At 69.5% G+C, this 26,211-nt stretch carries 25 protein-coding genes and 1 pseudogene; 11 read left to right on the top strand and 15 right to left on the bottom strand.

The window, feature by feature from the left end:
* Window positions 1-7: 7 nt before the first annotated feature.
* From EGT29_RS00355 to EGT29_RS00345, 3 genes are read right to left on the bottom strand one after another with little or no spacing between them, the layout of a single operon-like run.
* Window positions 8-1,213 (bottom strand): FAD-dependent monooxygenase, encoded by a 1,206-nt coding sequence (locus tag EGT29_RS00355; protein WP_124687160.1) that lies wholly within the window; start codon window positions 1,211-1,213, stop codon window positions 8-10.
* A complete protein-coding gene (locus tag EGT29_RS00350) occupies window positions 1,210-1,419 on the bottom strand; it encodes a DUF2783 domain-containing protein (RefSeq protein ID WP_124687159.1) in 210 nt (69 codons plus the stop codon). Before EGT29_RS00350 ends, EGT29_RS00355 begins: the two co-directional genes overlap by 4 nt.
* On the bottom strand, window positions 1,409-3,100 hold the full coding sequence (locus EGT29_RS00345) for an FAD-dependent oxidoreductase (protein WP_124687158.1): 1,692 nt from the start codon (window positions 3,098-3,100) through the stop codon (window positions 1,409-1,411). Before EGT29_RS00345 ends, EGT29_RS00350 begins: the two co-directional genes overlap by 11 nt.
* A gap of 225 nt (window positions 3,101-3,325) precedes the next feature.
* Here EGT29_RS00345 and EGT29_RS00340 point away from each other — a divergent pair, with 225 nt between their 5' ends.
* The 4 genes from EGT29_RS00340 (at window position 3,326) to EGT29_RS00325 (ending at window position 7,120) form a co-directional block, all read left to right on the top strand.
* Entirely contained in the window at window positions 3,326-3,841 is a 516-nt protein-coding gene (locus tag EGT29_RS00340; protein WP_124687157.1) for a MarR family winged helix-turn-helix transcriptional regulator, read from the top strand.
* A gap of 110 nt (window positions 3,842-3,951) precedes the next feature.
* Window positions 3,952-4,917, top strand: coding sequence for a tripartite tricarboxylate transporter substrate binding protein (locus tag EGT29_RS00335; protein WP_124687156.1), 966 nt, complete (start codon window positions 3,952-3,954; stop codon window positions 4,915-4,917).
* Between the two features lie 2 nt (window positions 4,918-4,919).
* Window positions 4,920-5,543 carry a 2-hydroxychromene-2-carboxylate isomerase gene (locus EGT29_RS00330; RefSeq protein WP_124687155.1) on the top strand — a complete coding sequence of 208 codons (624 nt, stop codon included), beginning with the start codon at window positions 4,920-4,922 and terminating at the stop codon, window positions 5,541-5,543.
* Window positions 5,540-7,120 carry a class I adenylate-forming enzyme family protein gene (locus EGT29_RS00325; RefSeq protein ID WP_161567634.1) on the top strand — a complete coding sequence of 527 codons (1,581 nt, stop codon included), beginning with the start codon at window positions 5,540-5,542 and terminating at the stop codon, window positions 7,118-7,120. The genes EGT29_RS00330 and EGT29_RS00325 overlap by 4 nt, the downstream gene beginning before the upstream one ends.
* On the opposite strand, the gene EGT29_RS00320 is transcribed toward EGT29_RS00325, so the two are convergent.
* From EGT29_RS00320 to EGT29_RS00295, 6 genes and pseudogenes are all read right to left on the bottom strand, one after another.
* The gene (locus EGT29_RS00320; RefSeq protein ID WP_124687153.1) at window positions 7,083-8,144 is read right to left on the bottom strand and encodes a CaiB/BaiF CoA-transferase family protein; all 1,062 of its coding nucleotides are present in this window, start codon (window positions 8,142-8,144) and stop codon (window positions 7,083-7,085) included. The two genes, EGT29_RS00325 and EGT29_RS00320, sit on opposite strands and share 38 nt — an antisense overlap.
* A gap of 2 nt (window positions 8,145-8,146) precedes the next feature.
* Complete coding sequence (locus EGT29_RS00315; protein ID WP_238160245.1) at window positions 8,147-8,581, bottom strand: PaaI family thioesterase; 435 nt, start codon at window positions 8,579-8,581, stop codon at window positions 8,147-8,149.
* A pseudogene (locus EGT29_RS00310) lies at window positions 8,578-9,775 on the bottom strand (M20 aminoacylase family protein). Before EGT29_RS00310 ends, EGT29_RS00315 begins: the two are co-directional and overlap by 4 nt.
* 11 nt (window positions 9,776-9,786) lie before the next feature.
* Window positions 9,787-10,656, bottom strand: coding sequence for a VOC family protein (locus tag EGT29_RS00305; RefSeq protein ID WP_161567633.1), 870 nt, complete (start codon window positions 10,654-10,656; stop codon window positions 9,787-9,789).
* Between the two features lie 27 nt (window positions 10,657-10,683).
* On the bottom strand, window positions 10,684-12,480 hold the full coding sequence (locus EGT29_RS00300; RefSeq protein WP_124687151.1) for an AMP-binding protein: 1,797 nt from the start codon (window positions 12,478-12,480) through the stop codon (window positions 10,684-10,686).
* A 10-nt stretch (window positions 12,481-12,490) separates the two neighbouring features.
* Window positions 12,491-13,498, bottom strand: a complete 1,008-nt coding sequence (locus tag EGT29_RS00295) for a zinc-binding dehydrogenase (RefSeq protein WP_124687150.1) — start codon at window positions 13,496-13,498, stop codon at window positions 12,491-12,493.
* Between the two features lie 127 nt (window positions 13,499-13,625).
* Between EGT29_RS00295 and EGT29_RS00290 the strand changes: the two genes are divergently transcribed.
* The 6 genes from EGT29_RS00290 to EGT29_RS00265 are packed head-to-tail and all read left to right on the top strand — an operon-like array spanning window position 13,626 to window position 18,423.
* A complete protein-coding gene (locus tag EGT29_RS00290) occupies window positions 13,626-14,618 on the top strand; it encodes an ABC transporter substrate-binding protein (protein WP_124687149.1) in 993 nt (330 codons plus the stop codon).
* The gene (locus tag EGT29_RS00285; protein ID WP_124687148.1) at window positions 14,615-15,391 is read left to right on the top strand and encodes an ABC transporter ATP-binding protein; all 777 of its coding nucleotides are present in this window, start codon (window positions 14,615-14,617) and stop codon (window positions 15,389-15,391) included. The genes EGT29_RS00290 and EGT29_RS00285 overlap by 4 nt, the downstream gene beginning before the upstream one ends.
* Before the next feature lie 3 nt (window positions 15,392-15,394).
* Window positions 15,395-16,294, top strand: coding sequence for an ABC transporter permease (locus EGT29_RS00280; RefSeq protein ID WP_124687147.1), 900 nt, complete (start codon window positions 15,395-15,397; stop codon window positions 16,292-16,294).
* 2 nt (window positions 16,295-16,296) lie between these two features.
* On the top strand, window positions 16,297-17,007 hold the full coding sequence (locus tag EGT29_RS00275; RefSeq protein WP_124687146.1) for an aspartate/glutamate racemase family protein: 711 nt from the start codon (window positions 16,297-16,299) through the stop codon (window positions 17,005-17,007).
* A 30-nt stretch (window positions 17,008-17,037) separates the two neighbouring features.
* Window positions 17,038-17,862, top strand: a complete 825-nt coding sequence (locus EGT29_RS00270; RefSeq protein WP_124687145.1) for an IclR family transcriptional regulator — start codon at window positions 17,038-17,040, stop codon at window positions 17,860-17,862.
* 3 nt (window positions 17,863-17,865) lie between these two features.
* On the top strand, window positions 17,866-18,423 hold the full coding sequence (locus EGT29_RS00265; protein WP_124687144.1) for a GNAT family N-acetyltransferase: 558 nt from the start codon (window positions 17,866-17,868) through the stop codon (window positions 18,421-18,423).
* Here the strand turns inward: EGT29_RS00265 and EGT29_RS00260 are convergent.
* Entirely contained in the window at window positions 18,420-18,758 is a 339-nt protein-coding gene (locus EGT29_RS00260; RefSeq protein WP_124687143.1) for a tRNA-binding protein, read from the bottom strand. The two genes, EGT29_RS00265 and EGT29_RS00260, sit on opposite strands and share 4 nt — an antisense overlap.
* Before the next feature lie 68 nt (window positions 18,759-18,826).
* On the opposite strand from EGT29_RS00260, the gene EGT29_RS00255 reads away from it, so the two are divergent.
* Window positions 18,827-19,612 (top strand): class I SAM-dependent methyltransferase, encoded by a 786-nt coding sequence (locus EGT29_RS00255; protein ID WP_124687142.1) that lies wholly within the window; start codon window positions 18,827-18,829, stop codon window positions 19,610-19,612.
* Between the two features lie 14 nt (window positions 19,613-19,626).
* Here the strand turns inward: EGT29_RS00255 and EGT29_RS00250 are convergent, their stop codons facing one another.
* The 5 genes from EGT29_RS00250 to EGT29_RS00230 all read right to left on the bottom strand — a co-directional run bounded on the left by EGT29_RS00250 (window position 19,627) and on the right by EGT29_RS00230 (window position 25,941).
* Window positions 19,627-20,934 (bottom strand): MFS transporter, encoded by a 1,308-nt coding sequence (locus tag EGT29_RS00250; protein WP_124687141.1) that lies wholly within the window; start codon window positions 20,932-20,934, stop codon window positions 19,627-19,629.
* 71 nt (window positions 20,935-21,005) lie between these two features.
* A complete protein-coding gene (locus EGT29_RS00245) occupies window positions 21,006-22,283 on the bottom strand; it encodes a M24 family metallopeptidase (protein WP_161567632.1) in 1,278 nt (425 codons plus the stop codon).
* Between the two features lie 38 nt (window positions 22,284-22,321).
* A complete protein-coding gene (locus EGT29_RS00240; protein ID WP_124687139.1) occupies window positions 22,322-23,425 on the bottom strand; it encodes an alcohol dehydrogenase catalytic domain-containing protein in 1,104 nt (367 codons plus the stop codon).
* Between the two features lie 29 nt (window positions 23,426-23,454).
* Complete coding sequence (locus EGT29_RS00235) at window positions 23,455-24,435, bottom strand: hypothetical protein (RefSeq protein WP_124687138.1); 981 nt, start codon at window positions 24,433-24,435, stop codon at window positions 23,455-23,457.
* Between the two features lie 255 nt (window positions 24,436-24,690).
* Window positions 24,691-25,941 carry a LysR family transcriptional regulator gene (locus tag EGT29_RS00230; protein WP_124687137.1) on the bottom strand — a complete coding sequence of 417 codons (1,251 nt, stop codon included), beginning with the start codon at window positions 25,939-25,941 and terminating at the stop codon, window positions 24,691-24,693.
* Window positions 25,942-26,211 lie beyond the last annotated feature (270 nt).

Below are 26,211 nucleotides of genomic sequence, written 5' to 3'. Positions count from 1 at the left end.
GGCGCTCCTAGGCGAAAGGCTGTTCGATGGCGTCGTAGCCATAGACCCAGTCGTAGCGGTCCTCGACGCGGTGCGGCTCCCACTCGCGCTGGATGTGGTTGCGCGCGCTGCCGGCCTCGGCCAGCACGGGCGCGTGGACGCGCGTGATCTGGGCCGCCGACTCGTTCACGATCCTCGTGGTCCGCTCGACCCGCATGCGCTCGTACGAAGCCAGCGCGGCGGGGATGTCGCCAGGCGTGCGCCGCAGGCAGCGGCCCAGCACCATGGCGTCTTCCAGCGCCATGTTGGCGCCCTGGGCCATGAACGGCAGCGTGCTGTGGCAGGCGTCGCCCAGCAGGGCCACGTGCCCCCGCACCCACACGGGCAGGGTGTCGCGCACGATCAGGGCCCACTTGTAGGGCACCTCGATGCGTTCGATCATGGCGATCACGTCCTCGTGCCAACCCTGGAAATCCCCCAGGCATTCTTCGATCGTGCCGCGCGCGTTCCACGATTCGACCGTCCAATCCGCCCGGTCCACCATGCCGATGAAGTTCAGCATCCGCCCCTTGCGGATCGGATAGGTCAGCACGTGCGCGGTCGGGCCCAGCCACGACACGCCGCCCGTGCGGTTGATCGACGCCGGCAGGCGGTCCGCCTCGATCAGGCCGCGCCAGGCCATGCAGCCGGTGAAGCGCGGCCGGTCGGCGCCGAACAGCGACTGGCGCACCTTGGAGTGGACGCCATCGGCGCCGATCAGCGCGTCGGCGCGGACAGTCCGGCCCGAGGCCAGGCGCATCTCGGCGCCACCGTCCGCCGTCTCCAGCGAGGCGAAGGCGGCGTTCAGGTGGATGGCGTCGCGCTTTTCCTTGCGCACGGCGTCCAGCAGCAGCGCATGCAGGTCCGCGCGGTGGAACGTCAGGTAAGGCGCGCCGTATTTCGACACCGACGCGGCACCCAGTTCCAGGTAGCGGTTGGCATCCGCGGTGTTCCAGACGCGGATCTCCTTGCCCTGGGTCTGGGTGCCCAGCTCAAGCATGGCGTCGCCCAGCCCCCAGGCCTGGAGCAGCCGCGTACCGTTGGGACTGATCTGCACGCCGGCGCCCACCTCGCCCAGCTCGGCCGCTTGCTCGTAGATGTCCACGTCGAAGCCCTGCTTGAGCAGGGCCAGCCCGGCGGCCAGGCCGCCTATACCGGCGCCGGCGATGGCGATGCGTTTGTCGGGCGCGCTCATGCCTGCTCCCCGTGGCGCAGGTCGCGCAACGCGACCTCGATGACCTGCGCCAGCCTGCCGGGGTCGGGCAGCATGGACGACAGCGCCAGGGCGACCTTGGCCAGGAAGACCGCCTCCTTGTCCGGCCCGGCCTCGTTCAACGCGACGGCCAGTGCCTCCCAATTACGTTCCAGCAGCCCCGCGGGCAATGTCTGTTCAACCAGCATGAATGGACTCCTCTTTACCCTGCACCGCGCGCGTCAGGCACGGCAACACCGTTTCGGGTTCCCAGGCGCGCCACCGCGCCATCACATGGCCGTCGGGCCGGACGAGATAGGCCGTACCCGGCTTCGCGTCGAACGCCCCGGCGGCCTCGTCATCGTCGACCGCCACGGCATCGAGGCCGAACGGCAGGTCCATCGAGGTCCGCAGCGCGTCCAGGCGCCGCGACTTGCCGGCCAGCCCGTCGTCGCCGAATGCCAGCAGCGTGAAATCCTTGCCCAGCCGGTCGTGCAGGAAGACCGGCCCGCCAGCCGATGCGCCGCACGGCAGGTTCGGGCACACGGCCCCCGGCGCGGGGCCGCGGCTGAACGACCCGTCATCGGGTAGGCGCAGCGCCGAACCGGTCATGCGCAGTTCCGTCACCTGGCGCGGATTGATCAGTTCGCGCACGAAGGGCTCGCTTACCGCCAGCGACAGCACCGCTTCCTGCATGATGGCGTGCCCGCGCGTGGGCGGTGTCATGAAGCACGTGCTTTTTTCCGCCAGCGCCATGTTCTGCCTGGCCGCGTCCACGCGTTCGATCGAATAGGTGTCGAGCAACGCGGACGAGGCCTGGCCGGCGGCCACGCAGGCCAGCTTCCAGCCCAGGTTGTGGGCGTCGTCCACACCGCCGTTCATGCCGCGCGCGCCGAAGATGGGCACGAGGTGGGCGGCGTCGCCGGCGAACAGCACGCGGCCTTCGCGGTAGTCGTCCAGCGTCAGGCTGTGCGCGCGGTACGGGCTGATCCAGTCGATCTGCCAGTCGGCCGTCTCGCCTATCGAGGCCAGGAACTCGGTCACCCGCTCGCGCACCCGCTGGGGCTGGATCTCCTGTTCCAGGTCCTCGTCGGGCAGCAACTGGTAGTCGATGCGCCAGATGTCGAAAGGCTGCTTGTGCATGATGATGGTCGCCCCGGGAAACGCCGGCGGATCGAACCAGACGCGCCGGCCGGGCGGCTCCTTGCTGCGCATCTGGATGTCGACGATCAGGTAGCGGCCTTCGTACACGCTGCCTTGCAACTCCTTGCCCAGCGAGCGGCGCACCGCGCTGCGGCCGCCGTCGCAGGCCACCAGCCACCGCGCATGCAGCGCGTAGGACCCGGCCGGCGTATGGACCCGGGCGATCACCCGTTCGCCATCCTGCTCGACCTGCTCCACGCGCGACGACCAGCGCAGGGACACGTTGGGATAGGCGCTCAGCGCCTCGTACAGGTACTGCTCGACGTGGCATTGCGCCAGCGACACCATGGGGGGATGCTTGAGCCGCGGATCCTGCTGCACCTGGAAATCCAGCACCAGCTTGTCCCGGTAATAGCTGCGGCCACCCTTCCACGACACGCCGGTCTCGACGAAACGGGTGCCCGCGCCGATGCGCTCGAAGATCTCCAGGCTGCGCCGCGCGGTACCCACCGCCCGGCTGCCCCGGTTGACGGTGTCGTCTTCCTCCAGCACCACCACCTCGATGCCGCGCCGGGCAAGCTCCAGCGCCACCGTCAGGCCGACCGGCCCGGCGCCGGCGACGACGACCTGATGCACCGGCGCGTCCCCGCGCATTTCCGCAGGCGGCTCGAAAGGATGATGCACATAGTCGAAATACAGGGAGTCATACCGTGCGCCGCTGCCCGATATGCCTTCGGTCAATGCCATGCCTGGACACTCCAGTAAGAAGAACCGATATGCGGCCCATGCGCCGCAATTAGTTTCTTACGAAACCAATTTCCCGTAGTATTGGTTTCCTGTGAAACCAAGTCAAGCTATTTTCGAGGGTCCGGCGACTAGGCAAAACCCGGATGCCCGCGCGGCCCGAGCCTGCGTCCGCCGCGGCAAGAGGACTAGAATTCGCCCTTTGGCATCAGAACCTGTTTCGTCCCCATGGCCACCAAGCGATCGACGCCCGCTTCCTCCCGCCCGGCAGGCGAACACCCGTCCCTGCAACTCGACGCCTTCCTGCCCTACCGGCTGAACATGCTGTCCAGCGTGGTAGCCGACCGGTTCGCGCGCAGCTATGCGGCCTATTCCGAACGCTTCGGCATCGACGGTCCGCGCTGGCGCGTGATTTCCTTCCTGGGCGAGCGGCGCGGCACGGAAGAGGAACACGGCGCGATGACCGCGCGCGATATCTGCGCCAAGACCCGCATGACCAAGGTCATGGTCTCGCGCGCGATCACCGATCTCGAAGCGGCGGGACTGATCCGCCGGCGGCCCAACGAGAACGACCGGCGCGAAGCCTTCCTGGACCTGACCGATGACGGCGAGGAAGTCTACTGGGCCATCGTGCCGGTGGCCCTGGAATTCCAGGAAGACCTGCTGGCGGACCTGTCGGCGCAGGAGCGCGCGACGCTGTTCCGCGTCGTCGACAAGCTGCAGGGCCGGGCGTTGAAGATGTAGCGGGCCGAGCTAGGGTTCCCCCTCGTTACGCACATTGTAAGGAAGCCTTATATTGTTCCTGCCAGTGATCGGCCAGCCGAGCAGAAGCGGCCAATGACTCAGGAGACACCATGCCTTGCAAACGCCTGCCGGCGGGGGCCGTCGTGCTCGCCGTATTCATGCACGCTCCCGCCTTCGCCAACGACTACCCGACGCGGCCGGTACGCCTCGTGGTGGGCTATACCGCCGGGGGAGGCAGCGACATCCTGGCTCGCGTGCTGGCCCAGAAGATGTCCGAAGGGCTGGGGGTGCAAGTGGTGGTCGAAAACCGCCCGGGCGCGGCCTCGATGATCGCGACCGAGTACGTGGCCCGCGCGGCGCCCGACGGCTACACCATCCTGCTGGGCGCCAGTGGTGCGCTCGCGATCAATCCCGCGCTGTACAAGGAAGTGAAGTACGACGCCGCCAAGGATTTCTCGCCGATTTCGCTGGTCGCGTCGCTGCCGGTCCTCATGGCCGTCAACAAGAGCGGGCCCGCCCAGAGCCTGCCCGAGCTGCTGGCCTATGCGAAGGCGCACCCCGAAAAGGCCAATTATTCGTCCGCGGCCGCGCCGTTTCGCTTGATCGGCGAACAGCTCAACCTGCAGGCGGGTTCCCGGCTCCAGGAAATTCTTTACAAGGGCAGCACCGACGCGGTCAATGCCGCCATCGCCAACGACGTGCTGGCAACCATTTCCGACTCGATTTCCATCGGCGCCGGCTTGAAGACAGGCAAGCTCAAGGCCATAGCGATCACCTCGCGCGCCGAGCATCCTTCGTTTCCAGGCGTGCCGACCTTTACCAGCCTGGGACTCAAGGGCCTTGACGTGCAGCTGTGGCAAGGATTGCTGGCCCCCGCCGGCACGCCGCCGGCCATCGTCGAGCGTCTGCAGCGGGAAGTACATCGCGTGGTCGCGCTACCGGAAGTGCGGCAACGGTATGCCGCCATGGGGCTGGACCCGGAAACCAGCACGGCCGCGGAATTCTCGCGCCTGATCTCCAGCGAGCTGACGCGCTGGAGCAGCATCGTGAAGGCGGCCGGCATCGAGAAGCTGTAGGCATGGACCAGCCTTCTCCCATCGCCTTCTATTTCGATCCGATCTCTCCCTACGGCTACCTGGCTTCGACCCGGATCGAGACGCTGGCGGCGCGCCATGGCAGACAGGTGGACTGGCGGCCGGTGCTCCTGAGCGTCACGGTACTGCAGGTGATGGGATTGAAGCCGGTTCCGGCCACACCGCTCAAGGCCGATTACTCCCGGCTGGACAAGCACCGCATGGCGCGCCTGCTGGGCGTGCCGATATGCGAGCTGCGCCATCCGGACGTATCTCCCATCCGCGCGCTGCGCGCCTTCCTCTGGCTGAAGCGGCACGATTCCGCGCGGGCCGCGCGCTTTGCCCGAGCCATCTGCGCCAGGCTGTGGGCCAAGGGGGAAGACATCTCCACCACCGAGGCGGTCCTGGAGGAAGCGGCATTGCTGGGGGTGGATACCGGGGCGCTGGGCCAAGGCATGGAATCGCCCGGCATCAAGGCCGCGCTCAAGGAAGAGGTGGACCACGCCGTCGCCCAGGGGGTGTTCGGCGTGCCCTTCTTCATCGTCGACGGCCAACCCCTCTGGGGGGTGGACCGCCTATGGATGCTCGAACACTGGCTCGAGCACGGTTCGTGGGATCCCCCGCCATGACTCACCAGGACGCACTGCTTCAATTCACCGGCCACGATCTGGCCGCGTTGCTCCGCAGGAAGGCGGCCGAGCGGCCCGGGCACCCGTTCCTGACCTGGGCGCCGGAGCCTGGCGTATCGCGCACCTGGACCTACGCCGAATTCGCCGGACAGGTCGCCTCGCTGGCGGGCGGCCTCGGCAGGCGCGGCGTGCGCGCCGGCGACCGCGTCCTGATGCATCTGGAGAACTGTCCGGAATTCCTGCTGACGTATTTCGCCTGCGCGCATCTGGGCGCCGTCTGTGTTCCCACCAATGCCATGGCCGCCGGACCGGAGCTGGCCTATTTCGCCGAACTGACCGAGGCCTGCGGAGCTGTCACGCATCCGAAATTCGCGGAAAAGATCCGCGGCCATTGCCCCGGCTTGAAATGGCTGGCGATCACCGACGACGATGCCGGACAGCCCGCCGACGCCGCCACCGCGCCACGGCCCGACGAGCGCCATGCCGCGCTGCTGGCCGCGCCCGCGCCGCAACGCCCGCCCGACGCGTCCGCGCCGCTGTCCGTGCTGTTCACGAGCGGCACGACCTCGCGCCCCAAGGGCGTGGCATGGACGCATGCCAATACCCTGTGGGCCGGCAGGCTTGGCGCCATGCAGCAAGGCCTGCGTGGCGACGACGTCTTTCAGGTCTTCCTGCCGCTGTTCCACGTGGTCGGCCTGTCGTGGTCGGTCTTTCCCGCGCTCTGGGCCGGCGCCAGCATCGTCCTGCAGCCCCGCTTCTCGGCCAGCCGCTATTGGCCGGTCGCGCTCGAGCATCGCAGCACCGTGGGGTCTCACGTCATCTTCAGCGCCAACGTGCTGGCGGGTATGCCCGTTCCCCGCGGCCACGCCTTCCGGCAATGGTGCAATGCGCTGTGGCTGCCCGAGCACGAGGCCCATTTCGGCATGAGGATGATGGGAGCCTGGGGCATGACCGAAATGGTCGCGCAAGGCATCGTCACCGATCCGTGGTCGCCCCCGCGGGCGGGCGCCATCGGACGCCCATCCGCCGGCTACGGCGTGCGCATCGTCGATGACCGGGGCCGCGACTGCCTGCCCGGCGAACGCGGCAATCTTCTGGTCCGGGGCATACGGGGGGTCACTCTTTTCGCCGAGTACTTCGGTAATGCCCAAGCAACGCGGGATGCCTTCGACGATGACGGTTACTTCAGGACGGGCGACAACGTGCTGCTGCATGAAGACGGCTCGATCCAGTTCGGCGACCGCGCCAAGGACTTGCTCAAGGTCGGCGGCGAAGGCGTCTCGGCGGCCGAGATAGAACGGGTCATCCGGACGGTGGCCCGGGTGAGCGAAGTGGCCGTGGTCGGCCGGCCCGACGCCGTCTACGGCGAAGTTCCCATCGCCTTCGTGCGGCTGCCGGCGGATGGCGGCGTCACGGGGCTGGCCGACGCCATCATCGCGGCATGCCGGCGGGAACTGGCGAAGTACAAGGTGCCGCGCGAGGTCGTATTCGTCCAGGATTTCCCCCGCATCGGCGTAGGCAAGATATCGAAGGCCGGCCTCAGGGAGCTGGCGGCATCGGGCGCGGCGGCGAGCTGACCGATGCCGGTACGCGAACGCGCGCCGCATGGTATGGATGAGCCATGGCCTCTTCCATGCGCAGCACCGGCGTGATGCAGCAGTCGCAGGGCTCCAGCAGCGCCGCCCAGGCATCCATGTCGCGGCTCAGGAATATCCGCTCCAGCTCGCCCCGCACGCGCAGCGAGTCCGCGCCGCCCGGCGCCATGCCCTGGCTCCAGTGGCAGGCAGCCAGGTCCGGCCGCCGCAAGGCCTCGCACAGCGCCGTCCAGAACTTGAACTCCAGCGCGCCCACGGCCAGATGACGGCCGTCCGCGCAGCGGTAGACGCCGTAGCAGGGTGCCCCGCCGGTCAGCAGGCCGTGGCCCGGCGCTTCGGCGCGACCATCTGCGCGCACCTCGGCCTGGGCCAGCACGTGCTGGGCGAACGGCGCGTCGGCCAGGGCCACGTCCACGTGGCGGCCCCGCCCCGTGCGGCCGGCCTCGATCAACGCGGCCAACAGCGCCGTGGCGGCGGCTTGCGCACCCAGGGCGTCCGCCACCGGCAATCCGGGCAGCACTGGCATCCCGTCCCGCCCGGCGTTCTGGTGCAGCGCGCCGGACAGGGCCAGATAGTTGATGTCATGGCCCGCCCGCCGCGCCCAGGGACCGGACTGTCCATAGCCGCTGATGGAGCAAAGCACCAGGCGCGGGTTGGCCGCGTGCAGCGTCTCCCAGCCCAGACCCCGTTTCGCCATCGTGCCGGGCCGGAACCCTTCGACCAGCGCATCCGCGTTCCGCGCCATCGCCAGCAGGGCGTCGCGCCCCTGCGCGGCCTTCAGGTCCAGCGTCGCGAAGCGTTTGCCGTGGTGGATCGCCAGGAAGACCTCGGACACCGGGCCGCGGCCCGGGCCCATGCGGCGGGCGGGATCGCCCGCGGGTTCCTCGACCTTGGTCACTTCCGCGCCCAGGTCGGCCAGTTGCTGCGTGGCGAGCGGACCGGGCAGGAAACGCGTCAGGTCGAGGATGCGCAGGCCGGCCAGCGGCCCCGCCGCGTGCGCGTCCATGCTCAGGCCGCCGGCATGCCGAAGCAGCCCCGGCCCACGGCGGCCAGTCGTCCCTGGTCGTCGAACACGTCGACGTCGACCACGCCCACCGTCTTGCCCGCGCGCCGGACCCGAGCCTTGCCGGTCAACCCCGTGCCGGCCGACGGCCGCAGATAGTCGACGCGGAAGTTGATGGTGGGAACGGGCTGCTTCGTGCCCATGATGAGCGCGAAGCAGCCTACGGTGTCGATCAGCGAGGCGATGGCGCCGCCGTGGAACTGGCTGCCGCCCGCGCCGCGCTCCAGTTCGCGGCGCATGGGCATGGTCATGGACAGCGTGCCGGCCGCGACGTCGGCCTGGTCGCAGCGCAGGCCCAGGAAGCCGATGAAGGGCGACGCGTCCAGCCATTTCTGGATGTCGCCGGTGGTCATGGCGGAAGGAGAAGAAGCGTCGTTCATGATGAAGATCCTTGTTCCAGGCCGGCCCGCGGCAGCGCCGTCCGGACCAGCGACACCCAGTACGCGCTGCCCAGCGGCAGGATCGCGTCGTTGAAGTCGTAGTGGGGGTTGTGCACCATGCAGCCGCCTTCCCGGCCTTCTCCGTTGCCTATCCAGACATAGGCGCCGGGCCGGGCCTGCAGCATGAAGGCGAAATCCTCGGCCGCCATCAGGGCCTGTGCCTGGGTCAACACCCGGGAAGACCCCACCAGGGCCACCGCCGCGTCGCGGGCCAGAGCGGCTTCGGCTTCGGTATTGATCGTGGGCGGATAGCGGCGGTCGTAGCGCAGCTCGATCTCCACTCCGTGCGTATGCGCCACGCCCTCGCAGATGCGGCGGATGTCCGCCTCGACCGCGTCGCGCACCTCGTCCTTGAATACGCGCACCGTGCCCGACAACCGGGCCGAGGGCGGAATGACGTTGTGGGTCTCGCCCGCGTGGAAGGTGGTGATCGACACCACGGCCGAGTCGAGCGGGCTCACCCGCCGGCTGACGATGCCCTGCAAGGCGCAGACCAGCGCCGACCCCGCCAGCACCGGATCGTTGGCCGCATGGGGGAAGGCCGCGTGGCCGCCCTGGCCGCGCACCTCGATGTCGAGCAGGTCGAACGAGGCCATCATCGGCCCCGGCATGACGCCGAAGGTGCCGGCCGGCATGCCGGGAATGTTGTGCATGCCGTAGACCGCATCCATGGGAAAGCGCTGGAACAGGCCTTCCTCGACCATCAGGCGGCCTCCGCCTTCGCCTTCCTCGGCGGGCTGGAAGATGAAGTGGACCGTCCCGTCGAAATCGGGGTGCGCCGCCAGGTAGCGCGCGGCGCCGAGCAGCATCGCGGTGTGGCCGTCGTGGCCGCAGCCGTGCATCTTGCCGGGCACGGTGGGACCGGTGGGCGAAGGTATTGGCCTCGGTCATGGGCAGCGCGTCCATGTCGGCGCGCAGGCCGATGGCGCGCGTGCCGCGGCCGGCTCGCAGCACACCCACCACGCCGGTACGCGCGATGCCGCGATGCGTCTCGATGCCCAGCGACTCCAGCGTGTCGGCCACCAGAGCGGCGCTGCGCACTTCCTCGAACGCGGTCTCGGGGTGCGCATGAAGATCGTGGCGGATGCGGACCAGTTCGTCGCGATAGGCCTGGATTTCCTCGAGCGGATTCATGGCGGCTTCCCTCATGGCGTCCGTTCGACGAATTCGATCACGTTGCCGCACGCCGAACGCGGATCGACCACGATACCGCCAACCCGCGCATGCGGCACGCCGTTGGCGTCCAGCAGCGCGGCCAGGCGATCGCGGTCGCGTACGGCGATGCGCATGCCGGCGTAGGCCACGCCATCGCCCGCGGCCGGCGCCGGACAGCCGAAGCGCGCCTCGAAGGCGGCCGGCTCGTACAGCACCAGCTCGGTCCTGCCGGGCGACACGGCGTGGCCGCCGTCGGCGCTCCGCACCGCCGCGACGCCGAACAGGCGCTCGAAGTAGGCCGCCGCGGACCGCGCGTCGCTGGCCACCCCGATGGCGGCCAGCAGCGATTCCGCCGTATTGGGATGCTCCAGCCAGTCCTCGCGCAGGTAGAGCTCGACGTTGTGGTACTGGCAGACGTTGAACTTCAGCGGCGCGGGAATGGGCAGGAGCACGTCGAACTCGGGCCAGACCGAGCCTTCTCCTGGAATCGCCCACTCGCGCCGTACGTGCGAAGGGGCGGCGAACGGATAGCCCGCGTCCACCAGCATGCGATGCGCGGCCTGCGCATCGCCCGTCATCATCACCATGGACTTGATGCCCGGCGCGCCCGACAGGACCTCGCGCATGGGAGCGGGCAGCAGCGAGGCATCGGCCACACCCATCAGTTCGATGAAGTTGGCGGCGCCCGGCGTGCGCGGACGCATGGGAACCAGCCGGTTGGCGATGCCCATGGATGCGATGTTCGACACCGGCGTCAGCCGGAACCCCAGCCGCTCGTAGGCCGTGCCCGCGGCATCCAGGTCGGCCACGTAGGTCATCAGGTGATCCAGCTCTTCGATGCCGTGGCTGCTCGTGTTCATCGGTTTCGGTTCCATGTCTGATTCGGGTTACAGGGCCAGCACTTCGTGCTGGTAGGGAAACTGCGCCAGCAGCCGGCGCGCGCCCTCCACGTGGATGGACGGCACGCGCGCGCGCACGAAGGTGCCGTAGCGGGGATGGGGCGCGACCTCCAGGCCCACCCGCTGGCCGCTGCCCACCAGTTCGCGCAGCAGGGCCTCGAAGCTGCGGTGCGCGGCATCCAGGCGCAGCAGGGTCTTGTTGACCTTGCCCACGCCGGTCAGAGGCAGGGCGTCCAGCACGATGACGTCCTTGGGCACGGCAGCGCGCTCGGTGATCGAACGGGTCGCCAGCGCCAGCAATTCGGTGGGCAGCGCCAGGTGGCCGGGCTTGAGCTGCACGTAGGCCACGGGCAGCTCGCCGGCGTAGGCGTCGGGCCGGCCCACCGCCGCCGCCAGCGCCACGGCCGGATGGGCGTAGAGCGCGGTCTCGATCACCGCCGGATCGATGCCGTGGCCGCCGCGCTTGATCAGGTCCTTGGCGCGGCCGGTGATCCACACATGGCCGTCGGCATCGACCCGCCCCAGGTCGCCGGTGTCCAGCCAGCCGTCGCGGAAGAACGGCTGGCGCCCGGGCGCCACGCCGCGATAGCCGGCGAACACACTGGGGCCGCTGATGGCCAGCACGCCGATCTCGTCCACGCCGCAGTCGCCGGTCTCGCGGCCCTGCGCATCCACCCGCACGGCCTTGACGCGGCAGTACGGCAGCGCCACGCCGACCGATCCCGCGCGGCGGGGGCCGTGCAGGGGCATGGAGGTCACGGCCAGGCAGGCTTCGGTCAGGCCCCACGGTTCGGTCAACGGCACCCGCAGGCGATCCACCAGCGCGTTGCCGATGGACACCGGCAGCGCCGCCGCGCCATTGACCAGCAGGCGCAGCGCGGGCACCCGCGCCTTGGACGGCATGCTTTGCGCCAGCTGGCCCATGACCGTGGGCGGAGCGATGAGCACCGTCGCCTGCTCGCGCTCGGCCAGGGCCCAGGTATCGGCCACCGTGCCCGGCCCCCGGTAGCCCAGTTCGCCGGCGATGACGATCGAGGCGCCATTGACCAGCGGAAACAGCGCGCTGGCCAGCAGCCCGCCAACGTGAAACATGGGCATGGCGGCGTACACGCGGTCGGACTCGGCGTAGCCGTAGCCATAGCTGGAGAACAGGGCGCAGACGGCGAAGTTGTCGCCCGTCAGCGGCACCAGCTTGGGCAGGCCGGTGGTACCGCCCGTGTGAAACAGCGCCACCTGCTCGGCGCCGCGCTCGCGCAGCGGACAAGGCGCCGGCGGCGGCGCCAGCAGGTCGGCCCGGCGCAGCAGCCTGGGGGGCGATTGGCAAGCCGCGAGTATGGCCTCCAGCTTGGCTTCGATCACCTCGCCATCGGCCACCAGCACGCGGGCGGCCATGGCATCGAGCAGCGTGGCGATCTCGCCGGCTTCGAGATAGAGATTGATCGGCGCCACCACGCCCACCGCCTGCGCGCCCAGCACCACGGCCACGGTCTGCGGGCCGTTGGGTAGCAGCGCGGCAACGGTGTCGCCGGCGCCGATGCCCGCGGCCGCCAGGTTGGCCGCCACCCGCAGCACGGCCTCGTGCAGGCGCTCGAAGGTCCAGTCCTCGGGCGCGTCGCCCAGCAGCCCCCGGGGCAGATGGCGGATGGCAAGCGCCCGCGGGCGCCGCCGGGCCGCCAGCGCGAACAGATGCGGCAGATCGCGCGCCGGCAACCGCCCGGAAGGCGGCACGGCGGCGAACCGGGCCGCATCGGCCGCGCTGGCGAATACCGTGTCGGACGGAATCATGGCGCCCCCGTCACGGCGTCACGACGATCTTGCCGAAGAATTCGCGCCGCTCGAACGCGCCGTAGGCATCGATGGCCCGCGACAGGGGCACGATCCGGTCGATGACCGGCTTGAGCCGGCCGTCGGCCACCATCGCCACCAATTGCTCCTGGTCTTCCAGGGTCCAGCCGGTGGAGCCGATGATGCTCATTTCCGACGTGAACAGATAGGGAATGTCGGTCACGGCCTTGTAGCCGCCGGTACCGCCGCAGCACAGCAGGCGGCCGAAGCGCTTGACGCAGCGCATGGACGGCAGCCACGTGTCGCCCGCCGTGAAGTTCACGACCACGTCCACGCCGCCACCGCGCAACAGCGAACCGGTCTTCTCCCGGATGACCTGATCGAACGACGCCTGGGTATAGTCGATCGTCTCGTCCGCGCCCATTTCCTCCAGCCGGCGGCACTTGTCCGCATCGCCCGCGGCGGCGATCACGCGCAGGCCGGCGATCTTGGCAAGCAGCACGCAGGCGTTGCCCACGCCGCCCGACGCGCCCAGGATCAGGATGGTCTCGCCAGCCTGGATGCGCCCGCGGCCATGCAGCATCCGGTGGGCCGTGCCATAGGCGCACGGCAGGCAGGCCGCGTCCTCGTAGGACACGTTGTCGGGCAGGCGCATCAACTGGCTGGCGCGCACCACGCAGTACTCGGCCATGGCACCGTTGCGGTTCTCGCCCAGCATGTCGAAGGTGCCCGCGGTCCAGTCGACCTGGTGCGGGATGGGCAGCACGCGGTCGCCCACTTTCCACCCTGTCACGCCTTCGCCAAGTTCGGCGATGTCCCCCGCGCAGTCGGAACCGTTGATGCCCGGCAACTGCACCTTGATGCCCGGCATGCCGCGGCGCGAGAACAGATCGGCATGGTTGAAGCTGGTCGCCCGGACCCGGATCTTGACCCAGCCAGCCGGCACGGCGGGCTCGGGCACGTCGCCGTGGCGCAGCACGGACAGATCGCCATGTTCATTGAAGTAAACGGCTTTCAAGGCAGCTCCTTTGTGCGGAAGACAGTCATGAGCAAAGAGGGAAAAGCACCATTGCCGCGTTTTTTCGTTTTGTATAGTATCCAACATGTTGTTCATAGTGCAATGACTCAAACTTTGGAGCCGAGCCATGCGAACGCTGTCCAAGTTGGTTTTCACTGCGGTACTGGCGGCATGCGCGTCCGTGCCCGCCCAAGCCCAGAACAAGAAGGTCGCCATCGCCGGATGGGGGCCGCATCCCACGCTCGACGCCACCATCGCCGGCTTCAGGAAAGGATTGGCGGCGGAAGGGTTCAAGCCGGGCGAGAACCTGGCGCTGGACGAGACCAACGTCAATTTCGACCGGTCGCTCATCCCGCAGATGCTCAACAAGCTGGCCAGCGGCAATCCGGACCTCATGGTGACCATCGCCACGCCCGTCTCGCTCACGGCCATACAGCAGCTGCGCACGCGCAGCTTTCCCATCGTGTTCACGCCCATCGCCGACCCGGTCCATGCCGGCCTGGTCGGCGGCTGGAAAAGCGGGGAACGGCTGCTGACCGGATCGTCGGTGGCGCTGGACTACGACGCGGTGCTGACCTTCTTCAAGGCCGTCATCCCGGGCCTGAAGCGCCTGGGCGTGCTGTACGACACGGGCGACGACAGCTCGACCGCCGCGCTGGACGGGCTGGCCCCCGTCGCCGGCAGACACGGCATCGCATTGGTCAAGATAGGCGTGGACAGCCCATCCGAGTTGCCGCAACGCGTGCAGTCGGCGCGGGGCCGGGTGGATGCCCTCTACCCGGTGGCTTCCGGGCGCATCCAGCAAGGGGCGGCCACCATCGCCGCCACGGCCGAGCGGGCGCAGCTGCCGGTCGTCACCACCATTCCCGAGATGGTCCGCCAGAACCAGGCGGCCGCGGCCCTGGCCGTGTCCTTCGAACAGTCGGGCGAAGCCGCCGGCCGCATCGCCGGCCGCATTCTGAAGGGCGAAAACGCCCAGGCCATCCCGGCATGGCGTCCCGCCCCGGAAGATCACCATCCGCTGTTCAGCGCGGCCCGGCTGAAGGCGCTGAACCTGTCCGTGCCGGCGGCCTACAAGGACTGCAACTGCGTCGTCGGCCAACCGGGTAGCGCGCCGTGATCCGCATCGCCCGCCTGTGCAAGACGTTCAACGCCAACACGCCCGACGCCAAGACCGCCACCCGTGACCTCGACCTGTCGGTGGCCGACGGTGAGTTCGTCGCGGTCATTGGCGGCAACGGCGCCGGCAAGAGCACCCTGCTCAACCTCGTGGCCGGCGCGCTGCTGCCCGATTCGGGCACGATCGAGATCGCCGGCAAGGACGTCACGCGCAGCCCGGAACACCGCCGCTCGCGCTGCGTGGCGCGCGTTTTCCAGGACCCGATGACAGGCACCGCGCCCATGCTGAGCGTGGAAGAAAACCTGGTGCTGGCCGAAATGCGGGCGCGCGGGCGCGGGTGGCGGCAGGCGCTCACAGGCCGCCGCCGCGACCGCTACCGCGAGGCGCTGGCGGGGCTCGGCCTGGGGCTGGAGGATCGCCTGGGCGCCCGCGCCGGCCTGCTCTCCGGCGGGCAGCGCCAGGCGCTGGCCCTGGTCATGGCGACGCTCGAGGCCCCCCAGGTACTGCTGCTGGACGAACACACGGCCGCGCTCGACCCGCGGACCTCCGCCGCCGTCATGGAAGCCACGCGCCACCTGGTGGCGGCGCTCCGGCTGACCACGCTGATGGTCACGCACAACATGGAACACGCGCTGCAGTACGGCAGCCGCATCGTCATGATGGCCGACGGCGCGGTACGGGCCGACCTGTCCGCCGCCGACAAGCAAGGCCTGAGCGTGGCCGACCTGGTGGAACGTTTTCATATCGCGGACGACCGCATGATGCTGAGCTGACCCATGATGGCCCTACTCGAAAGCTTCTGGTTCCTGATACCCGTCACCCTCGTGCAAAGCCTGATCTATTCGACGGTCGCGGTGGGCATCATGATCCCGTTCCGCATCCTGTCGCTGCCCGACCTGACCTGCGAAGGCAGCCTGCCGCTGGGCGGCTGCCTGGCCGCGGCGCTGGTGATCGCCGGGCTCGACCCGTTCGCCTCGACCCTGCTGGCGGTGGCGGCCGGCGCGGCGGCGGGCGCCGCCACCGCGTGGCTGCACCTGCGCTTTCGCATCCACTCGCTGCTGGCGGGCATCCTGGTATTCACCATGCTCTGGAGCGTGAACCTGCGGGTGCTGGGCAAGCCCAACGCCTCGCTGCCATCGGGCCACAACGTGTTCGACGCGGTCTCGGCAACCATCCTGCTGTCCAACGGCTGGCAGGTGGCGGTCTTCGGCGCGCTGGCGATGTCGGGCGTACTGGCGCTGGTGTGGCTGTTCCGCACCGAGATCGGCCTGTCCATGCGCTGCGTGGGCGCCAACGACAGGCTCGCGCCGGCCCTGTCCATCCGGTCGGCCAGCTATATCGTCGGCGGCTTTGCGCTGGCCAACGCCATCGTTGCCGGGGGCGGCGCGCTGCTGGCGCAGCAGCAGGGCTATGCCGATGTCACCATGGGCCTGGGCATCCTGATCAACGGCCTGGCCTCGCTGATCGTGGGCGAGGCGCTGGTCGGGCGCCATACCGTCGCCCGCCAGGTCTGCGCGCCGGTCGTCGGCTCCATCGTCTACTACCAGCTGGTATCGCTGGGCCTGGCCAGCGGACTGCATCCGTCCGACCTCAAGTTCCTGACCGGCCTGTTCGTCATCGCCACGCTGGCGCTACCCGGCCTGCGCACGCGCGCCGGCCCCATCGGAGGACTGTGACCATGCCACAGACACAGCTGATCGGCCTCATAGGCGGCATGAGCTGGGAATCGTCGGCCCTGTACTACCGGCTGCTCAACGAAGCCATGCAGCGCCGTGCCGGCGGCCACCACAACGCCGAAAGCGTCCTCGTCACGCTGGACTTCGAACCGCTGCTGCAGGCGGGCGCCGCGGGCCGCTGGGCCGACGTCGGCGGCGCGCTGGTCCAGGCCGGCCAACGACTGGCGCGGGCCGGCGCCGGCTTCTTCCTGCTGACGGCCAACACCGCCCATCGTTTCGCCGACGAGGTCGAACGCGGCGCCGGCCTGCCCCTGCTGCACATCGGCACCCCGACGGCCACGGCCCTACAGGCCGCCGGCGTGCGCCGGGCCGGCCTGATCGGCACGCGCCACGTCACCCAGTCGCCCTTCTATGCGGACTGGTACCGCGACCATCACGGCATCGAACTGGTCCCGCCGCCTCCCGAGGACTGCGCGGCCATCGACGCCATCATCGTCGACGAACTGACGCGCGGCCGCATCGACCCGGATTCGCGCCAGCGCCTGCTGGCCGTCATTGATAGAATGCGGCTCGCCGGCCTGCAGGCGGTCGTCGTAGGATGTACCGAACTGCCGCTGCTGCTGGACGGCGCGGCGCCGTCGCTCGCCTGCTACGACACCACCCGGCTGCATGCCGAAGCTGCGGTCGAGCGGGCCCTGGGCGGACCATCATGATTGCGTCCATTACCTGACAGGTTGCCCCGCATGCCCGCATCGAAACAGCCCAAGAGTGCCGCGGCGCCCGCCGTGCGCGAAAAGAAAGGCATCCAGTCCGTCGAAGTGGGCGTGCGGGTCATCGACGCACTGGCGGCCGCCACCGGCTCGCTGCCGCTGCGCGACATCGGCAGGGACGCCGGCATCTCGGCCAGCCAGGCGCACCGCTACCTGACCAGCTTCGCCAAGTCGGGGCTGGTGGTGCAGGACCCGGCCACCGGCCACTACGGCCTGGGGCCGCAGGCGCTGCGCTGGGGCGTGTCGGCCATGACCAAGACCGACGTCTTCACGCTGGCCTCGCAGGCCCTGGACCGCATCTGTACGCGCTTCGACCTGACGGGCCTGCTGTGCGTGTGGGGCGAATCGGGGCCGACCTGCATACGGCTCAAGCGCAGCACTTTCCTGATCGGCACCGACCTCGGCCTGGGATCGGTGTTCCCGGTTCTGACCTCGGCCTCGGGCATCGCCTTCATGGCCCACCTCCCGCCGGCCATCACCAAACCCTTCATCCAGAAGGAAGTCGCGCGCGCCAAGGCGCGGGGCGAACGCATGGCCGCCGCCGACCTGGACCAGACGAGGCAGGCCGTGCGCGCACGCGGCTATGCCGAGAACCACGGCCACTACGTCAACAACCTGTCGGCCCTGGCCGCGCCCATCCTCGACTACCAGGGCGCGCTGTCCACCGTCATCACGCTGATCTTCCGCGAACCGCCCGGCCAGGCGATCGTGCCCAGCGCCGCCGAGATCGCCGCGGCGCTGGTCGAGGAAACCCAGGACGTATCGCGCTCCATCGGCTGGAAACCCGCGGCGGAGTAGGCCATGCCCATTCCCGCGCTTTCCACGCCGCGCCTGCTGCTGCCTCCCCTGACGCTGGCCGATGCCCCGGCCATCCAACATGCCTTCGCGCGCTGGGAAATCGTGCGCTTCCTGGCCGACCGCGTTCCCTGGCCCTATCCCGAAGACGGCGCGTTCGTGTTTCTGCGCGATGCGGCGCTGCCGGCCATGGCGCAGGGCCGCGAGTGGCACTGGAGCCTGCGGCCCAGGCAGGAGCCCGACCGCCTGATCGGCGTGATCAGCCTGATGGACGGCCCGGACAACAACCGCGGCTTCTGGATCGCGCCGGAATGGCAAGGCCGGGGACTGATGACGGAAGCCGCCGTGGCGGCCACCGCCTACTGGTTCGAAGTGCTGGACAAGCGCCTGCTGCGAGTGCCCAAGGCCGCGGCCAATATCGCTTCGAGCCGGATCTCCGCGCGCGGCGGCATGCGCGTGGTGGCCACCGAGGAGCGCGGCTACGTGTCGGGCAGGCTGCCCAGCGAGATCTGGGAGATCACGCGCGAGGAATGGCTCGCGCGACGCGGCCATACGACAGGCTAGAGCAGACGCGTACCCGGCGGCACGTCCTTGTCCGGCACGCACAGGGCGACGTGGCCGTTCTCGTCGTGAAAGCCCGTCACCAGGCACTCCGACATCAACGGTCCGATCTGCTTGCGGGGGAAATTCACCACCGCCACCACCAGCCGGCCCACCAGTTCCTCCGGCCGGTAATGATGCGTGATCTGCGCGCTGGACTTGCGCACACCCAGCTCCTCGCCAAAATCCACGTGCAGCACGTAGGCCGGCTTGCGCGCCTGGGCGAACACCTCGGCGCTGACGACGCGGCCCACGCGCAGCTCGACCTTCATGAAGTCGTCCCAGTTGATTTCCTGCATGCGGCCTCCTTGCCCGGCAAACGCGCATGGTAAAACAGATCGCCCCCGCGCTTTCACGGAGAGAACACATGGACAGCACGACCTCCATCCATCACTCGGCCGCCGACGGCTACACCAAAGGGGCCGACACCTATGTCCGCGGGCGTCCCGACTATCCGCCGGAAATCGCGTGGTGGCTGCGCGACACGCTGGGCCTGCATGCCGGCGCCACCGTGCTGGACCTGGGCGCGGGCACCGGCAAGTTCACGCCCCGCCTGCTTGCCACCGGCGCCAGCGTGATCGCCGTGGAACCGGTGGCCGCCATGCTGGACAAGCTGGCCGCGGCCCATCCCGGGGTCCGGCCGCTGGTCGGCACGGCCGACGCCATCCCGCTGCCCGATGCCAGCGTCGACGTGGTCGTGTGCGCGCAGGCCTTCCACTGGTTCGCCACGGCCGAAGCCCTGGACGAGATCCATCGCGTGCTCAAGCCCGGTGGCCGGCTGGGGCTGGTCTGGAACATGCGCGACGCAAACGTCCCCTGGGTGGCCGCGATCGACCGCATCGTCAACGAATTCGAGGGCGACGCGCCGCGCTACTACACCGGCGCCTGGCGCCAGGCCTTTCCCCACCCGGGCTTCGGGCCCATGGACGAGCGGCACTACGCCAACGGCCACACCGGATCCCCGGAAGACGTCATCCTGAACCGGGTGCGCTCCACCAGCTTCATCTCGGCGCTGCCGCCAGAACAGCGAGCCGGCGTGGACCAGCGGCTACAGGCCTTGATCCAGGCCGAGCCCGAACTGCGCGGCCACGCCGCCGTGACGCTGCCCTACGACACCGCCGCGTATTGCCTGGCAAGAACGGACCCCGCGTAGGACACCATGAACACCTAGGCCTGGCCCGGATCCGGCGCCCGCGCGTCACGCATCGCCCGCATTTCCCGTTTCAGCGACAGCGCCAGTATCGCGGCCGCGCCCAGGCAGCCGGCCAACGCGGCCATGCCCAGCGAGAAGCTGCCGGTGCGCTCCTTGATCCATCCCATCAGGTAGGGGCCGGCGAAGCCGCCCAGATTGCCGACCGAGTTGATCAACGCGATGCCGCCCGCCGCGGCCGTGCCTTGCAGGAACAGCGGCGGCATGGCCCAGAACGGCCCCAGGCAGGCATAGATGCCGACCGAGGCCAGGCCCAGGCAGCACAGCGCGATCCACGGCGTGCCGAAGTAAAGGCTGGCGAGCAGCCCGGCGACGCTGACCAGGGCCGCGGCCGCGACGTGGCCTGCGCGTTCGCCGCTGCGGTCGCTGCGGCGTCCCCAGGCCAGCATGGCCACCGCGCTGACGGCATAGGGCGCGGCCACGATGAAGCCGACCGCGGCATTCGAGTATCCCATCGCCTTGGCGATCTGCGGCAGCCACAGGCCGATGCCGTACAGCCCGATGACGATGCCGAAATACACGCCGCACAGCACCAGCACGCGCCGGTCCACCAGGGCCGGCCACATGGCGTGGTGGCTGCGGCCGGTAGCGGCCAGCCGGTCACGCGCCAGGTCGGCCTCGACGATTCCGCATTCTTCCGGCGACAGCCATTTCGCATTGGCCGGACGGTCGGGCAGCGCGAACAGGACCACGATGCCGAGCACGCACGAGGGCAGGCCCTCCAGGATGAACAGCCATTGCCAGCCCTTGAGCCCCATCAGGTCGTCCATGCCGACCAGCAGGCCGGAGATGGGCGAACCGATCGCGCTGGCCAGCGGCACCGCCGCCATGAACAGGGCGATGAATTTCGCGCGGTGCCGGGCCGGGAACCAGTAGGTCAGGTAGAGCAGCATGCCGGGCAGGAATCCCGCCTCGGCGACCCCGAGCAGGAAGCGCAGCGTAAGAAAGCTCGCGGTGCCCGACACGAAGGCCATGGCCGCCGAGATCAGGCCCCAGGTGACCATGATGCGCGCGATCCACAGGCGCGCGCCGACCTTTTCCAGGATGACGTTGCTGGGGACCTCGAACAGGAAGTAGCCGATGAAGAAGATGCCGGCGCCCCAGCCGAAGATGGTGGGCGTGAAACCCAGGTCCTGGTTCATGGTCAGCGCGGCGAAGCTGATGTTCACCCGGTCCAGGAAGGCCATCAGGTAGAGCAGCATCATCAGGGGGATGATGCGCGCGCTGATCTTGCGGTAGGGATCGATCGGCGTCCTGTTCTCCATGCCCGCTCCGGTGGGATGCCTTTTTGGCCGCGCCCATCGTAGCGCATTCCCCCGCAGCGTGGCGGGCCCCGCTATGCCCCGCCCAGCACCGTGACGTCGGTGGGCCAGTCGGTGAACGGCCCGGGTTCCGAGACCTGCACGCCGTGGGGCATCCTGCCCATGCGTCGCGCGCCGCCTGGGGCGACGCGCACCGTGTCGCCCCAGGCGAACTGGAACACGCCGTCGGCGGTCGAGATCGCGGGCTTGCAGATATAGACGCCGTCCTCGGGGAACACCGCTTCCATGGCGCGCTCGGTCGCGCCGTAGAAGGGGTCGCCGCCAAGCTTGGTCAGCACCAGCGGCCGGTCGTCGCCCAGCCCCCGTCCGTGCAGGATGAGCGCAGCCTTCAGCCCGGCCAGGGGGCCGCTGCGCGGCGCGATGCGCCGCGTGATGTCCACCGTCGCGGCAATGACCTCGCGCACGGTGGCGCCGGCGCGCAGCACGCTCAGCAGTTCGGCGTACATGTCGCCATGGATGGCCGACAGGTCGCGGATGACGGGCGGGCAGCGGTTCACCGCCACCACGGGCAGGCGCTGGGCGCGGTAGCCGATGACCGAGGCCTCGATCTCACCCAGGATCAGGTCCCCCCCGCGCAGCGGCCGGGCGGTGGGCCGCGTGAGCGTGCGGCCGGGATTATCGCCGCTGACCCAGTTGAAATGCACCGACAGCTCCGAGCCCCGGCGAAACATGGCGTGCATGGTCTCGGCCCAGACGACGTAGTCGGGCACGCCGGGCTGGGCCGCGATCAATTGCGCCTCGAGCGCGCGCTCGACCAGGTCGATGGAACATTGCAGGACGTCGATCTCCTCCTGGCTCTTGATCTCGCGCACGTCCTGCATCAGCTCGCCCACCTCGACGAAGCTCGCGTTCGGCACCGCGCGGGCCAGGGCCTCGTAGGTGCCGTGCATGATGGTGCCCTCGGGGGTACGGGTCCCGCCGACCAGCCCGCTGATGCCGATGCGCTGCCCGTCCAGACCCAGTTCCCGCAGCCGCTCGCCCATGGCGGCGCCGAACTGCCGGTTGACGGTGCGCACGTCCGCCACCCAGTCCTGCACCAGCGGCCCCCACCGTTCCTGCGCCGAGGTGGCGACGACGGTGACCTCGCCTTCCAGAGGAAAGACCACGCCTATGGACGTGTCGGCTCCGCCCCCGCAGTGGGACAGGTAGCGGGCATCGGCCTGCCAGTCGGTGGAATTGCCCGGATTGGGCGGCGCGATGATGGCGGCAAGACCTTCCTCGGCCATGCGCCGGCGCACGGCCTTCCATCGGCGGTCGCGTTCGGCCAGGGAAAAGCGGCGGTAGGGATGCATCGTCGGCGTATCGGTCATGGCGGGCGAAGGAAAAGCGGTTACACGGCATCCGGATGCACGATGGCCATCCAGATCGGTTCCTTGCGGCTGCCGGTGGCCTCCATGGCCTCGGCCAGCCGCGACAGCGGAAAGCGGTGGGTGATGAGATCGTCGGCGGCGGCCTGGCCCGAGGCCAGCAGGTCCAGCACCAGGTCCGTGTCCTCTTTCGTGCAGGAACGGGTGCCGACGAAGCGCCAGCAGTGATGCATCATGTCCCGGATCGAGAAGGGCAGCATGGACGTGTTGCCGCCCATGTGAACCAGCGCGCCGCCCGTGCCCAGCGCCGCCATGGCTTGCGCGGTGCCCGGCCCCGACGGGAAGAAATCCAGCACCGCGTCGGCCCCTTGGGGTAGCAGTTCGCCCAGGCGCCGCGTCAGGCCCTCGTCGTCCTCCCAGCCCGGCAGGTCTTCCAGGGCCACCGTCCGCACGGGCAGGCCGCCGGCCAGCGGGCGCAGGGCCTCCAGGCGCGAGCCGGAACGTCCGACCAGCACCAGCTCGCGCGCGCCGAAAAAACGGGCGAACTTGATCGAGGCCGTGCCCATGGTGCCGGTGGCGGCGGTGATGACCAGCCGGCCGGAGGCCGGCATGCCGGTCTGCCGCAGCGCGCGCACGGCATTGCCCAGGTCGTGCAGCTTGGCGCCCACGTCGAAGCTGACGTTGTCCGGCAGCGGATCGACGTGGGTGGCGGGCACGCGCACGTATTCGGCCAGGCCGCCGTCGTGATAGCGCTCGTACAGCGGCATGGGGCCGGTGCCGAAGGCCGCGTGGCCGATCATCGCGGTGGACGGGCACATGGGCTCGCGCCCGCTCAGGCAGTATTCGCAGCGTCCGCAGGTCAGGCTGGGCGAGACGCGCACGCGCCGGCCAACCAGGGCCGGATCGACGCCGTTGCCGGCCTCGGCCACCACGCCGGCGATTTCATGGCCGAGCGTGGTCGGCAGGTGGCGAAAGCGCCCCTTGGCCAGCAGCTTGGTGATGCCCGGCGCGATGCCCGCGCTGGCCACCCGCACCAGCACCTCGCCCGCTTCCGGCTCGGGCACGTCCACCGTTTCCAGCTTGAGTTCGCCCGATGCATGGGCGCGGGCGGCGATCATCTGCTTCATGTTCCGTATCCTGTCATTCGTCTCTGGGCTCAGCGCGCGCGCAGCCGCTCCACCGCGGCGGCATCGCGCCTGTCCCCCTGCCTGGTGCCCTGGGCCGACTGCGGGATCTCGTGGCGGGATGCCAGCATCAGGTATTCGCCGGGTTCGTGGTGAATGCTGGTGAAGGCCACGCCCTGCGGGATGCGCACGAAGTCGCCCGGCTCGATCTCCAGGCAGCCGCGCTGCGTGACCAGCGTACGGTGCCCGCTCACCTGGTATTGCACTTCGTCGGCGTTCAGGTGGCGCTGGTAGACGCGGCCGTCGCTGGCCGGGCGGCGCGTGCGGCCGATCCAGACGTGGGTCGAGCGGTAGATCCAGCAGGCCCCTGCTCCCTCGTCACCGGGGTCGAGCACGGCCAGCCGGCGCGGGTCGTTCAGCGCATGATCCAGCAGCAGGCGTTCGTCCGCCGGCGCCAGCACCAGGTACTGCCCCGGGCCGGCCAGGTCCCTGGACACCATCTCGTTGACCACCGCGGGCTGCCACTCGGGAAACGGCGTCTGGCGATGTTCCGAGGTCCGGCGCGCGGGCAGCAGTTCGGCCGCCGGGTCCGACACGTACAGCAGCAGATGGATGTCCTGTCGACCATAGTTGTCGTGCGCCACGCCGTTGGGTAGCCGCACGAACTCGCCCGGCACCAGGTCGACCGAACCCAGCTCCGTCATCAGCAGGCGCTGGCCGTCCACCTGATAGGAAATCTCGTCGGCGCCGGTGTTGCGGTGATAGAAACGCTGCCGCCCATGCGTCATGGAGTGGCGTTCGATGCGCAGGTAGGGGCTTTCGTAGACGTTGCGCTGGGGGCCCTTCTGATCGGAGTAGCGCGGCGCGTAGTGGATGGCCTCGATGGGCGGCGGCTCGGGCGCCTTCACCGTGGACGGCACGGGGTCGTCCAGCAGCAGCGCCTCGCGCCGCGTCAGCACCACGGGCGGGGTGTCGAACGGAAAGATGTCGAGATGTTCCTGGACGATGCTCATGCTTGGTCTCGCGTGATCGGATGGGGATGGCCGTGGCGGCCTCCGGTGCGCGCATCATGGCCGCAAGCAAGGAGAAAGACAAGACGACGATAATTTTTTTCGGCTGGCTGGAAACGCCGTATCAGCGGGGGATCCTGATGGTGGAAAACCCCGTTTCTCCAGGGGCCGGGCCGCGCCGGCCGAAGGGGTGCGATGGTGCCATGCCGATAAATAAAATAGATGCCATGGCAGGCCAGATTGATCGGCCCGCCCGGCTCACGCCGCCGAGGCGGCCATCCCGGCGACGACGTCCCGTATCGCCTCGATCAGCGTCCGCGCCGCCGGAGACGGCTCGCCGGTGGCGCGCAGGGTCAGGCCGATGTCCCGCTCCGTGCCGGGCAGCGCGATGTCCAGCACCGCCAGGCTGCCGGTCTGGCACTCGTAGTGCAGTTGCTGGGCCGGCAGGATCGCCAGCATGTCGGTGCGCAGCAGCAGCCCCCGGATCATGGCGAGGTCGGCCGTCTCCACCGCCGGCTCGGGCGTGCGCACGCGCGCCCGAGCGAAGACGTCGTCCAGGATGGTCCGGGCGGGCGTGTGGGCGCGGGGCAGTATCCATTGCTGCCGGCCCAGCCGGGCCAGGGTCAGGCCACGGCTGCCCGCCAGCGGATGGTCGCTGCGCGCCAGCACCACCATGGCCTCGGACATCAGCATTTCACCGCGCAAGCCGCTGGCCATGTCGGCCGCCCGCAGGCCGCCGAAGATGAAATCGACATCGCCGGCGCGCAGGTCCGCGGCCAGGATCTCGTAGGCGCTTTCGTCGGTCACGACGCGCACGCCGGGGTGGGAACGGCTGACCCGGGCCACGGCCTCGGGCAGGATGCGGGTGCGCGCGAAGGGCAGCCCGCCGACCACCACCTGGCCGCGTATGCTGCCCTTCACCGCGGCGATGTCGTCGGGAATGTGGCGCAGCTCGTTCAGCGCCCGGCGCACCTGGAGCACGAACTGTTCCCCCGCCTCGGTCGGCTGCAGGCCGCTGGTCGTGCGATCGAACAGCGGGAAGCCCGCCCCGCTTTCCAGGATGCGTATGGCCGCGCTGACCGCTGGCTGGCTGATGCCCAGGGCATGCGCGGCCGTGGGCATGTGGCGATGCCGGGCCAGCGCCACCAGCAGTTGCAGGCGGCGCGTGTTGAGCAGGTAGCTCGGCACCGTCGGTGCCACGGCCGTGCGGGCGCGCGGTTGCCCTGCCGCGCACCACGACGCCAGGTCCTCCAGTTCGCCGAACACCCGCGCGTTGCGGTCGAGCACCGCCCGGCCGACCGCGGTGGGAACCATGCCCGTGGCGCGCCGCTCCAGCAGGGGTTCGCCCAGCGCCTGCTCGATCTCGCGTATGGATCGGGTAACCGCCGACTGGGCACGGAACAGGGCCGCCGCCGCGCGCGTGGCGCTGCCGTGCTGGGCCACCGCGCCCAGCACCCGCAAATGGGCCAGGCTGGGCAGGGAAGCGAGACGCTTGGGAGGAGTCGGCACGATGCGGATCCGGAAAAAGTTCCAGGGTGGGGCACGGCGCGCGGCGCCGGCATACAAGCTTGTTCAAATGCCATCTTATTTTTTTATCGGCATTATGGCAGCCGCAGGGACCGATCTCCCTCCTGGCGTCTCGCCGCGCGGTGTTTTCCGGCGTCCCGGGGGCTCCGCAAGCCGATCGGATTGCCTTATGCCTGGCGCTCGATCTGTCTCAAAATGCGAGAACGCGCTTTGACGGCGCGGCGGCCGGTTGCGGACCATGGCCGCCAGGAT

Source organism: Pigmentiphaga sp. H8 (genome assembly GCF_003854895.1).
Taxonomy (GTDB): Bacteria; Pseudomonadota; Gammaproteobacteria; order Burkholderiales; family Burkholderiaceae_B; genus Pigmentiphaga.
The sequence above is the reverse complement of the archived record's forward strand: the minus strand, read 5'-3'. Positions and strand labels throughout refer to the sequence as shown.

Excerpts from the sequence above, each read along its gene's own strand:
- EGT29_RS00355 (WP_124687160.1), bottom strand. The coding sequence starts at position 1,213 with ATGAGCGCGCCCGACAAACGCATCGCCATCGCCGGCGCCGGTATAGGC.
- EGT29_RS00350 (WP_124687159.1), bottom strand. The coding sequence starts at position 1,419 with ATGCTGGTTGAACAGACATTGCCCGCGGGGCTGCTGGAACGTAATTGG.
- EGT29_RS00345 (WP_124687158.1), bottom strand. The coding sequence starts at position 3,100 with ATGGCATTGACCGAAGGCATATCGGGCAGCGGCGCACGGTATGACTCC.
- EGT29_RS00340 (WP_124687157.1), top strand. The coding sequence starts at position 3,326 with ATGGCCACCAAGCGATCGACGCCCGCTTCCTCCCGCCCGGCAGGCGAA.
- EGT29_RS00335 (WP_124687156.1), top strand. The coding sequence starts at position 3,952 with ATGCCTTGCAAACGCCTGCCGGCGGGGGCCGTCGTGCTCGCCGTATTC.
- EGT29_RS00330 (WP_124687155.1), top strand. The coding sequence starts at position 4,920 with ATGGACCAGCCTTCTCCCATCGCCTTCTATTTCGATCCGATCTCTCCC.
- EGT29_RS00325 (WP_161567634.1), top strand. The coding sequence starts at position 5,540 with ATGACTCACCAGGACGCACTGCTTCAATTCACCGGCCACGATCTGGCC.
- EGT29_RS00320 (WP_124687153.1), bottom strand. The coding sequence starts at position 8,144 with ATGGACGCGCACGCGGCGGGGCCGCTGGCCGGCCTGCGCATCCTCGAC.
- EGT29_RS00315 (WP_238160245.1), bottom strand. The coding sequence starts at position 8,581 with ATGAACGACGCTTCTTCTCCTTCCGCCATGACCACCGGCGACATCCAG.
- EGT29_RS00305 (WP_161567633.1), bottom strand. The coding sequence starts at position 10,656 with ATGAACACGAGCAGCCACGGCATCGAAGAGCTGGATCACCTGATGACC.
- EGT29_RS00300 (WP_124687151.1), bottom strand. The coding sequence starts at position 12,480 with ATGATTCCGTCCGACACGGTATTCGCCAGCGCGGCCGATGCGGCCCGG.
- EGT29_RS00290 (WP_124687149.1), top strand. The coding sequence starts at position 13,626 with ATGCGAACGCTGTCCAAGTTGGTTTTCACTGCGGTACTGGCGGCATGC.
- EGT29_RS00280 (WP_124687147.1), top strand. The coding sequence starts at position 15,395 with ATGATGGCCCTACTCGAAAGCTTCTGGTTCCTGATACCCGTCACCCTC.
- EGT29_RS00275 (WP_124687146.1), top strand. The coding sequence starts at position 16,297 with ATGCCACAGACACAGCTGATCGGCCTCATAGGCGGCATGAGCTGGGAA.
- EGT29_RS00270 (WP_124687145.1), top strand. The coding sequence starts at position 17,038 with ATGCCCGCATCGAAACAGCCCAAGAGTGCCGCGGCGCCCGCCGTGCGC.
- EGT29_RS00265 (WP_124687144.1), top strand. The coding sequence starts at position 17,866 with ATGCCCATTCCCGCGCTTTCCACGCCGCGCCTGCTGCTGCCTCCCCTG.
- EGT29_RS00260 (WP_124687143.1), bottom strand. The coding sequence starts at position 18,758 with ATGCAGGAAATCAACTGGGACGACTTCATGAAGGTCGAGCTGCGCGTG.
- EGT29_RS00255 (WP_124687142.1), top strand. The coding sequence starts at position 18,827 with ATGGACAGCACGACCTCCATCCATCACTCGGCCGCCGACGGCTACACC.
- EGT29_RS00250 (WP_124687141.1), bottom strand. The coding sequence starts at position 20,934 with ATGGAGAACAGGACGCCGATCGATCCCTACCGCAAGATCAGCGCGCGC.
- EGT29_RS00245 (WP_161567632.1), bottom strand. The coding sequence starts at position 22,283 with ATGCATCCCTACCGCCGCTTTTCCCTGGCCGAACGCGACCGCCGATGG.
- EGT29_RS00240 (WP_124687139.1), bottom strand. The coding sequence starts at position 23,425 with ATGAAGCAGATGATCGCCGCCCGCGCCCATGCATCGGGCGAACTCAAG.
- EGT29_RS00235 (WP_124687138.1), bottom strand. The coding sequence starts at position 24,435 with ATGAGCATCGTCCAGGAACATCTCGACATCTTTCCGTTCGACACCCCG.